Raw genomic sequence first — 11,898 nt, forward strand, 5'->3', positions numbered from 1 at the left:
GCAACGATATGCCGCGTGGTCAGGTGGTGGGTGCTCCGTGGTGGTGCCGATGCCGCGTCGCGGTGCCGAGCGCCGGGTCGGGCCCGGGCGTGACGTCAGCTGCGACGTCGGGCCCGGCGTCCGCGTCGGCCTCGGCGTCCCTCGGGCGGAAGTCCTCGGGACGGACGTCGTTGCGGCTGGCCCACGTGAGCGGAACGTCGTCGACGCCACCCGGGTTCCACGGGTGGCACCGGCCGATGCGCCGCGCCGCCAGCCAGCCGCCACGCAGGGGGCCGAAGCGCATCAACGCGGTGACCGCGTAGGACGAGCAGCTCGGGTAGAAGCGGCAGCTCGGCGGGGTGAGCGGGGAGATGAAGCGCTGGTAGATGCGGACCGCGAGCACGAGTGGGGCCGCGAGCACCTGGTTGACCGTGACACTCACCGGCAGGTCACCTTCTCGAGCTGGCGACCCAGAGCGGCATCGAGATCGACCCAGGACGCCTGTGCCGCAGCGGGATTCGCACGGACGACGAGGTCCCAGCCGGCCGGGACACGGTCGAGGTGACCGGCCATGCTGGCCCGCAGCCGACGCTTGGTGCGGTTGCGCACGACGGCGTTGCCGACGGCCTTGGAGACAACAAAACCGACGCGCGGCGGAAGGTCCGCACGCGCATCGGTCCGGTTGGCATGCACGACGAAGAGTCGCCCGCCCGCTCTGCTGGCGCCAGGCCCGCGGACTGCCGACGCGAAGTCTGCGCTCTCACGCAGACGGTGACGTGCCGGCAGCACGCCGAGGCCTTCGGCGGCTCAGGCCGAGAGCTCGGCGCGGCCCTTGCGACGGCGGGCGGCGAGAATGGCGCGACCCGCGCGGGTGCGCATGCGCAGGCGGAAGCCGTGCGTCTTGGCGCGGCGACGGTTGTTCGGCTGGAAGGTGCGCTTGCTCACGAGGTTCTCCGTTGGTCGCGGGGCCGGGCGACTCTCGTCGACCCGCGTCCCGTGGTGATGGGGCAGGGCGTGGTCTCGGCGACCGCAATCGGCAAGCCCATGGTGCCTCGGCGTCGACCCGGCGGACCGGGCGCGGCGCGGAGCGCCATGGGCATGCGAAAGAGGTCGCAGACACGCTCGGTCAACGATACGGGAGCGCCGGAAGGAGGGTCAAACCGAGGGAGTCGCGCAGCATGCGTCCTGCCGAACCGACCGATCTTCGGGCGTTCCAGGACGGATTCAAGCCGACACGCCGGGAGTTGGCCGAATCCGTGCACCTGACGATTGTCAGAGCAGCCCTCGAGTTGTAGGTTTCGGTGCTTACGGTCCTGGTCCACCCATGCACAGGCTGTGGACAAACATGTGGACAACAAGGCATCGTTCACCCGGACAGCGGACGGCGGAGGGCCGTCCAGCCCGGAAGTGCGGCACGCCAGCCGCCCCGGGGTGTGTACCGGAACGTGCCCGACCGACGGGCCCGAGGACTTGACTCAGGGGTAGGTGGGACCAGGTGGCCGAGGCAGGCGTCGACTACGCACAGATCTGGCAGGAGACGCTCCGCACGCTCGACTCGGTCGGACTGACCAACCGCGAGCGCGCGTTCGTGCGGCTCTGCCGGCTCATCGGCGTCCTCGACCAGGTGGCGCTCGTGCGCGTGCCGAACAACTTCACCAAGGACTTCCTCGAGACGCGCATGCGCGAGCAGGTGCACGCGGCGCTCGGCGCTCAGCTGGGTCACCCGGTGCAGCTCGCCGTCTCCGTCGACGAGACCCTCGAGACCGACCTCGGCCTCATCAGCGACGAGCCCACCGGCCAGCCCGCGCTCTCGGACGGCGCCCGTTCGTCGAACCCCTTCGCCTCGACGCCGGGCAGCCAGGGGCACCCGGGACCACAGGGGCACCAGGGCCAGATGGGTCAGCTGCCGCACCACGGCATCAACCACGGCACCGGTACCTCCGGCGCCCCGATGCCCGGCGGGATGTCCGGCGCGCCGGTCGCGCACGCCGGCTCGAACGGGCACACCGCCCCGGTCCAGCCGCCGCTCGGCAGCCCGTACTCGCAGGTGCACCCGGCGGCGGCGAACCCCAACCCGCTGCGTGACCTCGCCGAGAGCGCCCCCGCGCTCGACGGCGCCGACCTCGACGAGCCGCGCCCGCAGACCTATCGGGCCCCGGACCACGGCGGCATCGACCCGCTCCGCGCGGGCGGCGAGAGCGGCCCGCTGCGCCAGCAGCGGCCCGAGCCCCCGGTCGTCGGCGACACGCGTCTGAACCCGAAGTACACGTTCGACACCTTCGTCATCGGCGCGAGCAACCGCTTCGCCCACGCGGCCGCCGTCGCCGTGGCCGAGGCGCCGGCCAAGGCGTACAACCCGCTCTTCGTCTACGGGGAGTCCGGTCTCGGCAAGACCCACCTGCTGCACGCCATCGGGCACTACGCCCGCACGATGTTCCCCGGAGTCCGGGTGCGGTACGTGAACTCAGAGGAGTTCACCAACGACTTCATCAACAGCATCCGCGACGACAAGGCGAGCGCGTTCCAGGCCCGCTACCGCAGCGTCGACGTCCTGCTCATCGACGACATCCAGTTCCTCCAGGGCAAGCTGCAGACCCAGGAGGAGTTCTTCCACACGTTCAACACGCTGCACAACGCGAACAAGCAGATCGTCATCACCAGCGACCTGCCCCCGCGAGAGCTGTCGGGCTTCGAGGACCGGATGCGCACCCGCTTCGAGTCGGGACTGCTGACCGACGTCCAGCCGCCCGACCTCGAGACCCGCATCGCGATCCTGCGCAAGAAGGCGATCCAGGACCGGATGAAGGTGCCGGACGACGTCCTCGAGTACATCGCGACGAACTTCAGCACCAACATCCGCGAGCTCGAGGGCGCGCTGATCCGCGTCACGGCCTTCAGCAACCTCAACCGCCAGCCGGTCGACCTCCCGCTCGCCGAGATCGTCCTCAAGGACGTCCTGCCGAACGAGACGCCGAACCAGGTGACGGCGGCGACGATCATGGCGGTCACCGCTGCGTACTACGCCGTGACGCTCGAAGACCTCTGCGGCTCGAGCCGCTCGCGCCAGCTCGTCACGGCCCGTCAGATCGCGATGTACCTGTGCCGCGAGATGACCGACCTGTCCCTGCCGAAGATCGGCCAGCACTTCGGCGGCCGCGACCACACGACGGTCATGCACGCCGACCGCAAGATCCGTGAGCTCATGGGCGAGCGGCGCGCCATCTACAACCAGGTCACCGAGCTGACGAACCGGATCCGCCAGCAGTCCCACTGACCGAGGTCGTTGACCGACGCGTCCCGCTGACCGGCGCGTCAGCGGCGACGGGCCGCGATGGTGGCCTCGAGCGCGTCGTCCCACGGCGTCGGCGCGAGCCCGAAGGTGCGCTCGGTCAGCGTCGTGTCGAGCACGAACGACCGCTCGAACTGGTGACGCGTCTCGCGCAGCTCACGCATGAACGGCACGACGAGCCCAGCCGCGGTCCCGAGCGGCCGCGGCATCACCCGCACCCTGCGCGCCTTGACGCCGGCCAGTCGCGCCACGTCTCGGGCTGCCTCGTCGAACGTCCGTGGCGCCGAGGTCGGCACGTGCCAGGCCCGACCCCATGTGTCGCCGCCAGGGTCACTCGTCGCGACGCGGGCGGCAAGGGCACCGACGTCGGGCACGTACGTCCACGAGTGCGGCACGTCCGAACGTCCCGCGGGGACCAGGGGTGTCCGGCCGGCGAGGAGCGCGTCGACGACGACGTCGTTGAGGTAGCTCGTGCGCGGGGTCGTACCGGGGCCGAAGTAGTCGCTCGACCGCAGCTCGGTGACCCGGATCCGGCCCGCCCGGTGGCGCGCGAGGGCCTCGGTCCACATGTCGGCGCGCAGGGCGCCCTTGTGACCGGCGGGGCGCATCGGGTCGTCCTCCTTCATCGGGCCCTCCACCCGGCCGTAGCCGTAGAGGTTGCCGATGATGACGAGGCCAGCGCCGGTGGCCTCGGCGGCAGCCAGGGTCGCCGCGGCGACGGGCGGCCAGTCGGTGTCCCACGTCGTGTAGCTGGGCGGGTTGACGGCGTTGACGATGCTCGCGGCGCCGCGGGCGAGTTCGGTGAGCCGGGATGCGTCTGCGGCGTCGGCCGCGACGACCTCGACGGCGTCGGGGTGCGCGTTCTCCCAAGGCCTCTCGGTGACCCGGCCCGAGCGCGACGCGAGGGTGACGGTGTGGCCGGCGGCAACGAGGGCTGCGGTCGTCGTGCGACCGACGCCGCCGGCCCCGAGGACGAGGTGGTGGGACATGGGGACTCCTGAAGGGCGATCGTGGGTCGAGGGTCGTGACCGTGCCGCGAATGTGAGCGGTGCTCACGTTTCAAGGATGCGCGCTGTGCCACCGAAAAAGCAAGAGCACTGCTCACATTTTCTCCCCCGCTGTGTCAGGCTCGGTCTATGAGCACCACGGAGCCGACCGCCGAGCCGACCGCCGCGCAGCCGCTGGGCCGACGCGCCCGCAACCGGATCGCCGTCGAGGCCGACATCCTCCGCGTCGCACGCCAGCATCTGGCCACCTCGGGGGCCGCAGCGCTCAGCCTGCGGGCCGTCGCCCGTGACCTGGGGATGGTCAGCTCGGGCATCTACCGGTACGTCGAGAGCCGCGACGAGCTGCTGACCCGGCTCATCGTCGACGGCTACACCTCTCTCGCCGCGGCGGTCACCACCGCCCACGACGACGTCGACCCCGACGACCTCGGGGGCCGGTGGGAGGCGGTCGCGCACGCCCTTCGCGCCTGGGCGCTCGAGAACCCGCACGACTTCGCCCTCCTGTACGGCTCACCCGTACCGGACTACACCGCACCCGCGGACCGCACGACCGAACCCGGCACCGCCGTCCTCGCCCTCGTGACACGCATCGTCGACGCGGCCGCCCGCACCGGGCGCGACCCCGTGCCGACGCCGGCGCTCGGTCACCTCGCCGGGCCGGCGGTCGGGGCCTTCCTCGACGACGCCTTCTTCGCGGGCACGGCGATCGACGCGTCGGTGTTGGCGCAGGGACTCAGCGCGTGGACGTTGGTCCTCGGTGCCGTGACGAGCGAGGTGTTCGACCAGCTCGGCCCGGTGCCGGACGCCGAGGCCCTCTTCGCCTGGCACGTCGCCGTGTCGCGACGCCTCGTCGTCACGGACTGACCCGCTGGGGCAGGGTGGCGGGCGCGGTCCGACGAGCCGAACGAAACGGGCAGTCGTGACTAGTCATCACAGACCGGACTGCGCTGCGACGGCGCAGGAGCCCCGCAGCAACACGGACGTCCACAGCTGTCCACATCGGCGTCCACAGCTGTGTGCACAGCGAGACCCGCTCGTGACCGGGTCGTCCGCAACCCACAGGCTCTACCCCCAGCTGTGGTTATCCACTCCTGTGGACAACTCTGTGGAAGTGGCGTGATCCGTCATCCACAGGTGACTAGCCACCAATGCACACAAAACGGACATGGCCTCCGGCTGTTTCCACAAGGCACTGTGGACAGGTGTGGACGAGACCGGAAATCTTGCGGAAAAACTGCACCGAGGTTGTGAGCGCCGTGTGAACGACGAGAACGCGTCCACAGCGCCCCCTGGCCGGCCACGTCGACCACCCACACCCCCTGCACACGCGAAACGACGCGTTGACCTGCGTCGACGCGGGTTGTCCACAGGATCCACAGCACCTATGACGATGACGAGTACCCCGATGACGAGAGATGCCCCGACAACGAGGGTCTCGAGCGACCCGACGGCTGCGCCGGGGAGGGCCGGTGGAAGACTCCCCCCGACACGGCCCGCCGGCAGGTGCCGGGCCCCCGACCGTTTGTGGCGTGTTTGTGGTGCCACCTCGGGCGCAGGGACTAGTGTCTGAGCCCCCATGTCCAACCTGTCGAAGTGAGAGCACCGTGAAGTTTCGGGTTGAGCGAGACGTCCTGGCCGAGGCCGTGACCTGGGTGGCGCGCGGTCTGCCGGCGCGCCCTCCTGTGCCCGTGCTCGCGGGCGTGCTCCTCGAGGCCAGCGAGGAGGGCTCGCTGACGCTGTCGGCCTTCGACTACGAGGTCTCCGCGAAGATCACCGTGCCGGCCGACGTCGCCGAGTCCGGTCAGGTGCTGGTGCTCGGCCGCCTCCTTGCCGACATCTCGCGCAACCTGCCGAACAAGCCGATCGACGTCAGCACCGATGGCACGAAGGTCAACGTCGCGTGCGGCTCGTCGCGCTTCAGCCTGCGTGAGATGCCGGTGGCCGACTACCCGACGCTCCCGGCGGCCCCCGAGACCAGCGGCACCATCGCCGGCGACACCTTCACCCAGGCGGTCGCGCAGGTCTCCATCGCCGCCGACCGCGGCGACACGCTCCCGATCCTCACCGGCGTCCGCGTCGAGATCGAGGGCGACAAGGTCACGCTGCTCGCCACCGACCGCTACCGCCTCGCGATGCGTGAGCTGACGTGGACCCCGAGCGAGTCAGACGCCAGCCACGTGGCGCTGGTGCCCGCCCGGCAGCTGTCCGACACCGCGAAGGCGCTCGGCGCGTCCGGCTCGGTGTCGCTCGCGTTCGGCGCGGGCGGCGACGGCCTCATCGGCTTCGAGGCCGGCCAGCGACGCGCCACGACCCGTCTGCTCGACGGCGAGTACCCGAAGGTCACCTCGATCTTCCCGACGAGCGTCGACACCGAGGCCGTCGTCGAGACCGCCGCGCTCGAGGAGGCGGTCAAGCGCGTGGCCCTCGTCGCCGAGCGCAACACCCCGGTGCTGCTGAAGTTCACCGACGGGCAGGTGGCCATCGAGGCCGGCACGGGCGACGACGCCCAGGCCTCCGAGGCGGTCGAGGCCACCCTCACCGGCCCCGAGATCCAGATCGCGTTCAACCCGCAGTTCCTCCTCGACGGACTCCACGCCGTCGGCACCGCTTTCAGTCGGCTGTCGTTCACCCAGCCGAGCCGCCCCGCGGTGCTGTCCGGCCAGGAGGAGGTCGACGGCGAGCCCGACGGCACGTACCGGTACGTCCTCATGCCGGTCCGCTTCGCCAGCTGACTCACCCGCTGTCCTGCGCCGTCGCCCACCCACGGGAAGACGGTCCGGGGTGACGGGCCCGGCGCCGTCCGACCACGGGCGAGCCCGGCGGTGCACCCGATGCTCCGGCAGGCGTAGCCTCGAACCGCTCGTGCTCCACCGGCACTCCCTGCCGCACCTCGCTCCCTGCACTCCCCCAGAAAGGCTCCCGACATGCAGCTCGGTCTGATCGGTCTTGGCAAGATGGGCGGCAACATGCGGGAGCGGGTGCGTCGCGCGGGCCACGAGGTCGTCGGGTTCGACTTCAACCCGGCCGTGCGCGACGTCCCGACGATGGCGGCCCTCGTCAGGAAGCTCGAGGCGCCCCGCGTCGTGTGGGTCATGGTCCCGGCCGGCGACCCGACGCGTGAAACCGTCGCCAAGCTCGCCGAGCTGCTCGAGCCGGGTGACCTCGTCATCGACGGCGGCAACTCGCGCTTCACCGACGACTTCGAGAACGCCAAGCTGCTCGCCGGCAAGAAGATCGGCTACGTCGACTGCGGCGTCAGCGGCGGCATCTGGGGTCTGGAGAACGGCTACGGCCTGATGTGCGGTGGCGACAAGAAGTGGGTCAACAAGGCGATGCCCATCTTCGACGCGCTGCGCCCCGAGGGCCCCCGCGAGGAGGGCTTCGTCCACGCCGGCAAGGTCGGCGCCGGGCACTACACGAAGATGGTCCACAACGGCATCGAGTACGGCCTCATGGCCGCCTACGCCGAGGGCTACGAGCTGCTGGAGAAGAAGGACATCGTCACCGACGTCCCCGGCGCCTTCAAGGCGTGGAGCCGTGGCACGGTCGTACGGTCCTGGCTGCTCGACCTCATGGTCAAGGCGCTCGAGGAGAACCCGCACCTCGACGACGTCTCGGACTACACCAACGACTCCGGCGAGGGTCGGTGGACCGTCGAGGAGGCCATCGCGCTGTCGGTGCCGATGCCGGTCATCTCGGCCTCGCTCTTCGCCCGCTTCGCCTCCCGCCAGGAGAGCTCGCCGACGATGCAGGCCGTCGCGGCGCTGCGCGGCCAGTTCGGGGGCCACCAGGTCATGACGATCGCCGAGGGCGAGGCCCTGCGCACCGGGTCCACGCCCGCGGCCCCGGCCAAGAAGGCGGCCGCGAAGAAGGGTGCGACGAAGCGCGCCGCCACCAAGGCCGCGAGCAAGCGTGCCGCCGCGACGGCGTCCAAGGCGAACGTCGCGACGGCGAGGACGTCGGCGAAGTCCGGGCGCAAGGCGGCCTCGAAGGCCACCGACACGGCTGACACGGTGCGCGGCCAGAAGCGCGCCGCCAAGAAGGCCTGAGCGCAAGGCCCGGTTCGTTGCATGTCCGGCACCTGACCCTCAAGGACTTCCGCAGCTACCCGAGCGCCGAGCTCGCGCTGTCGCCGGGGGTCACGACGCTCGTCGGTCTCAACGGTCAGGGCAAGACGAACCTCGTCGAGGCGGTCGGTTACCTCGCGACGCTCGGGTCGCACCGGGTCGCCACGGACCAGCCGCTCGTGCGGTTCGGGGCGAGCCAGGCGATCATCCGCGGGGCCGTCGTGCGCGACGACCGCGAGACACTCGTCGAGCTGGAGATCACGCCGGGCCGGGCCAACCGCGCGCGTCTCGGCCGGGCGCCGGTCAAGCCGCGCGACGTCCTCGGCACGGTGCGCACCGTGCTCTTCGCACCGGAGGACCTCGCTCTCGTCAAGGGTGACCCGTCGGAGCGGCGTCGGTTCCTCGACGACCTCCTCGTGCAGCGCCAGCCGCGATGGGCCGGGGTGCGTTCGGACTACGACAAGATCCTGCGGCAGCGCAACGCCCTGCTGAAGTCGGCGGCGCCGGTGCTGCGCAAGGGCGCCCGCTACCGGCCGCGGCCCGGCGACCCGAGCAGCGACGAGGCTCGGGAGGCGGCCTTGCACACGCTCGACGTGTGGAACGACCACCTCGCGAGCGTCGGTTCCCAGCTCGTCTACGCCCGCCTGCGGCTGCTGCGCGACCTCGTCCCCGACCTCGCCGAGTGCTACGACGCGGTGAGCGCGGCGGCCTCGAACGCCAGGGCCGTGTACCGCAGCTCGCTGCACGAGGACCTTGCCGCGCGCCTGGCGGCGGGCGAGGTGCCGGAGGTCGACGAGCTGCGCCTGGGGATGCTCGAGACCCTGGCGCAGGTGCGCGGCAACGAGGTCGAGCGGGGCGTGACACTCGTCGGGCCGCACCGCGACGACCTCGTCCTGTCGCTCGGCGAGCTGCCGGCCAAGGGGTACGCGAGCCACGGCGAGTCGTGGTCGTTCGCGCTCGGGTTGCGCCTCGCGGCCTACCGGCTGCTGCGGCGCGACCTGGGCGATGACCCGGTGCTCGTGCTCGACGACGTCTTCGCCGAGCTCGACTCCGGCCGGCGGGAGCGCCTGGCCGCGCTCGTCGACGACTGCGAGCAGGTGCTCATCACCGCGGCGGTCGGGGCCGACGTGCCCGACCGGCTCCGCGAGCGGGGGGCGACCTTCGCCGTCGAGCTCGGCGCCGTCGCCTCGCCGGGTGGGGCTGTGTCCGATGCCGACGCGTCGGGCGAGGTGCTGGTCGACGCCGAGGTCCCCGACGCCGAGGTCCCCGACGCGGACGCCGCCGATCCACCCCCCGATGCCGGCGCGTCAACGGGAGCAGGGGCTCCGGCCACCACGGACGGGGAGCCGGCGACCGATGGCTGACGACAGCAGGCCGGACGTCGGGGCCTCGGACCACGACCGGGCGGCACCGGGTGCCGACGACGCGAACCCTCCGGCGGGAGGGACCGAGGGAGACGCCGGCTCGGCCGGCACGCTCGAGGACGCCACCCCGTCGGACACCGACACCCGGATCGCCGACGCCGCCGCCTCGGCGCTGGCGCGAGCCCGGGCCGCCGCGGCGGAGAAGGGGCTCCGGCCGGGGATGAAGCCGCGCAAGCGGCGACGGCCCATGGGCGAACCGACGCTGTCGGGGTCGAGCCGCGACGGGCGCGACCCGACGCTGCTCGGCGACCAGCTCGACCGACTGCTGCTCGACCGGGGCTGGCGCGTCGACGTCGCCGTCGGGTCGGTCATGGGGCGCTGGCCCGAGATCGTCGGGCCAGACATCGCCGCGCACGTCGAGCCGGCCACCTTCGTCGACGGCGTGCTGACCGTGCGGGCCGACTCGACGGCCTGGGCCACGCAGATGCGCCTGCTCGCGTCGTCGCTGCTCGCCCGGATCGAGGAGGAGGTCGGCGTCGGCGCCGTGAGCGAGCTGCGGGTCGTCGGCCCGAGCGCGCCGTCGTGGAACCGCGGCGCCCGGCGCTCCCCCGACTCCCGTGGCCCGCGCGACACCTACGGCTGACCGTCGGACCCGCCCGCCGCCCCGCTCACCGGGCGACTGTCAGCGACCCGTCGCACACTAGCTCTATGACCGCGACGCCGACCCACCGCTGCATGATCGTCCCGCCCTACATGCTCGAGGAGCTGGCGCGCAGCGGCGAGCCCGCGGTCGCGGCCCAGGCGCGCCAGGCGCTGCGCCACGACGCGTCGGTCCGCGAGCTGCGCAGCGCACCGACGGGCGGGGCGAAGAAGCGTCGGCACCACCGGCCCGGCTCGACACCGGCCGGTACGCCCGACACCTCGACGCCGTCGACGCCCGCGCCCGAGCGCACCATCGCCGACGCGAAGGGTGCCCAGACGACCCCCGGCACCACGGTGCGGCGCGAGGGCGAGGCTGCTTCGTCCGACCCGGCGGTGAACGAGGCCTACGACGGGCTCGGCGCCACCTGGGAGCTGTGGTGGCAGGCCTACCAGCGCAACTCGCTCGACGGCCAGGGCCTGCCGCTGCTCGCGACCGTCCACTACGGCCGCAACTACGATAACGCGTTCTGGGACGGCACCCAGATGGTGTTCGGCGACGGCGACGGCGTCATCTTCGAGCGGTTCACCAAGAGCGTCGACGTCATCGGGCACGAGCTCGCGCACGGCGTCACCGAGCTCACGGCGGGCCTGAACTACCAGGGCCAGTCGGGCGCGCTCAACGAGTCGATCTCCGACGTGTTCGGGGTTCTCGTCAAGCAGCACCAGCTCGGGCAGAGCGCCGACCAGGCCGACTGGCTCGTCGGCGCCGACCTGCTCAACAGCTCGGTCAAGGGGCGGGCGCTGCGCGACATGCGCAACCCGGGCACCGCGTACGACGACCCGCGCCTCGGCAAGGACCCGCAGCCCGCCGACATGGCCCACTACGTCGACACCCAGGACGACAACGGCGGCGTCCACATCAACTCCGGCATCCCGAACCGGGCCTTCACCCTCGCCGCCCTCGCCATCGGCGGCAACGCGTGGGAGGACGCCGGGCACATCTGGTACGCGGTCGTGTCGGGCGACGCGATCAAGCCGACCTGCGACTTCGAGACGTTCGCGACCCTCACCGTCGACGCGGCCGCGACCACCCACGGTGACGGTTCGACGCAGCACACCGCGGTGCGCGACGCGTGGCAGCAGGTCGGCGTGCTCGCCGCCGGCGGCCAGGCTCCGGCGTCCGGTGGCTCCGGGTCGGCGGGAGGACAGGCGGGAGGACAGGCGGGAGGCGACACCGGCACCACCACGCCCCCGAGTGCCGACGCGCAGGTGGTGCTGCGGCGCACCGGTGGGTTCGCCGGGCAGGTCCGCGAGCGGCGGGTGACGATCGGCCAGCTGTCCGAGCGCGACCAGAAGGACTGGCAGCACCTGCTCGCGGCTCCGACTCTCCAGAAGATCGCGGACTCGACCGAGGGCACCCACCCCGACGCGTTCATCTACTCCGTCGTGTGCGACGAGGCCGGCTGCGACGTGACGATCCAGGAGCCGCACCTGCCCGAGGCGATCCACTCCCTCTTCGAGCGCACCCTGTCCGACCCCGAGAGCTGACC

The 11,898-nt window shown here is 71.9% G+C and carries 11 protein-coding genes; 7 read left to right on the top strand and 4 right to left on the bottom strand.

Annotation, left to right across the window (positions count from 1 at the left end):
- Nucleotides 1-19 precede the first annotated feature (19 nt).
- Genes yidD through rpmH form a run of 3 tightly spaced genes read right to left on the bottom strand, consistent with a single transcriptional unit; the run spans nucleotide 20 to nucleotide 924 of the window.
- Entirely contained in the window at nucleotides 20-421 is a 402-nt protein-coding gene (yidD, locus tag AC3A5R_RS10905) for a membrane protein insertion efficiency factor YidD (RefSeq protein ID WP_487620786.1), read from the bottom strand.
- On the bottom strand, nucleotides 418-768 hold the full coding sequence (gene rnpA, locus AC3A5R_RS10910) for a ribonuclease P protein component (RefSeq protein ID WP_487620787.1): 351 nt from the start codon (nucleotides 766-768) through the stop codon (nucleotides 418-420). Before rnpA ends, yidD begins: the two co-directional genes overlap by 4 nt.
- 18 nt (nucleotides 769-786) lie before the next feature.
- On the bottom strand, nucleotides 787-924 hold the full coding sequence (gene rpmH / locus AC3A5R_RS10915; protein ID WP_010849920.1) for a 50S ribosomal protein L34: 138 nt from the start codon (nucleotides 922-924) through the stop codon (nucleotides 787-789).
- A 550-nt stretch (nucleotides 925-1,474) separates the two neighbouring features.
- On the opposite strand from rpmH, the gene dnaA reads away from it, so the two are divergent.
- Entirely contained in the window at nucleotides 1,475-3,253 is a 1,779-nt protein-coding gene (gene dnaA, locus AC3A5R_RS10920) for a chromosomal replication initiator protein DnaA (protein WP_487620788.1), read from the top strand.
- A 38-nt stretch (nucleotides 3,254-3,291) separates the two neighbouring features.
- Here the strand turns inward: dnaA and AC3A5R_RS10925 are convergent, their stop codons facing one another.
- On the bottom strand, nucleotides 3,292-4,257 hold the full coding sequence (locus tag AC3A5R_RS10925; RefSeq protein ID WP_487620789.1) for an NAD-dependent epimerase/dehydratase family protein: 966 nt from the start codon (nucleotides 4,255-4,257) through the stop codon (nucleotides 3,292-3,294).
- 147 nt (nucleotides 4,258-4,404) lie between these two features.
- On the opposite strand from AC3A5R_RS10925, the gene AC3A5R_RS10930 reads away from it, so the two are divergent.
- The 6 genes from AC3A5R_RS10930 (at nucleotide 4,405) to AC3A5R_RS10955 (ending at nucleotide 11,896) form a co-directional block, all read left to right on the top strand.
- Nucleotides 4,405-5,139 carry a TetR/AcrR family transcriptional regulator gene (locus tag AC3A5R_RS10930; RefSeq protein ID WP_487620790.1) on the top strand — a complete coding sequence of 245 codons (735 nt, stop codon included), beginning with the start codon at nucleotides 4,405-4,407 and terminating at the stop codon, nucleotides 5,137-5,139.
- Nucleotides 5,140-5,879: 740 nt separating this feature from the next.
- Nucleotides 5,880-7,007: a DNA polymerase III subunit beta gene (gene dnaN, locus AC3A5R_RS10935; RefSeq protein WP_487620791.1), complete on the top strand. Its 1,128-nt coding sequence runs from the start codon at nucleotides 5,880-5,882 to the stop codon at nucleotides 7,005-7,007.
- Between the two features lie 192 nt (nucleotides 7,008-7,199).
- The gene (gene gnd / locus AC3A5R_RS10940; RefSeq protein ID WP_487620792.1) at nucleotides 7,200-8,324 is read left to right on the top strand and encodes a phosphogluconate dehydrogenase (NAD(+)-dependent, decarboxylating); all 1,125 of its coding nucleotides are present in this window, start codon (nucleotides 7,200-7,202) and stop codon (nucleotides 8,322-8,324) included.
- 17 nt (nucleotides 8,325-8,341) lie between these two features.
- The gene (gene recF, locus AC3A5R_RS10945; RefSeq protein ID WP_487620793.1) at nucleotides 8,342-9,706 is read left to right on the top strand and encodes a DNA replication/repair protein RecF; all 1,365 of its coding nucleotides are present in this window, start codon (nucleotides 8,342-8,344) and stop codon (nucleotides 9,704-9,706) included.
- A complete protein-coding gene (locus tag AC3A5R_RS10950; protein WP_487620794.1) occupies nucleotides 9,699-10,349 on the top strand; it encodes a DciA family protein in 651 nt (216 codons plus the stop codon). Before recF ends, AC3A5R_RS10950 begins: the two co-directional genes overlap by 8 nt.
- Before the next feature lie 65 nt (nucleotides 10,350-10,414).
- Nucleotides 10,415-11,896, top strand: a complete 1,482-nt coding sequence (locus AC3A5R_RS10955) for a protealysin inhibitor emfourin (protein ID WP_487620795.1) — start codon at nucleotides 10,415-10,417, stop codon at nucleotides 11,894-11,896.
- Nucleotides 11,897-11,898: the final 2 nt, after the last annotated feature.

This window comes from Intrasporangium sp. Soil_C_50 (assembly GCF_057656595.1).

Bases quoted from the DNA above. Each gene is read 5' to 3' on its own strand.
- gnd (WP_487620792.1), top strand. From the start codon at position 7,200: ATGCAGCTCGGTCTGATCGGTCTTGGCAAGATGGGCGGCAACATGCGG.
- AC3A5R_RS10930 (WP_487620790.1), top strand. From the start codon at position 4,405: ATGAGCACCACGGAGCCGACCGCCGAGCCGACCGCCGCGCAGCCGCTG.
- AC3A5R_RS10950 (WP_487620794.1), top strand. From the start codon at position 9,699: ATGGCTGACGACAGCAGGCCGGACGTCGGGGCCTCGGACCACGACCGG.
- AC3A5R_RS10925 (WP_487620789.1), bottom strand. From the start codon at position 4,257: ATGTCCCACCACCTCGTCCTCGGGGCCGGCGGCGTCGGTCGCACGACG.
- AC3A5R_RS10955 (WP_487620795.1), top strand. From the start codon at position 10,415: ATGACCGCGACGCCGACCCACCGCTGCATGATCGTCCCGCCCTACATG.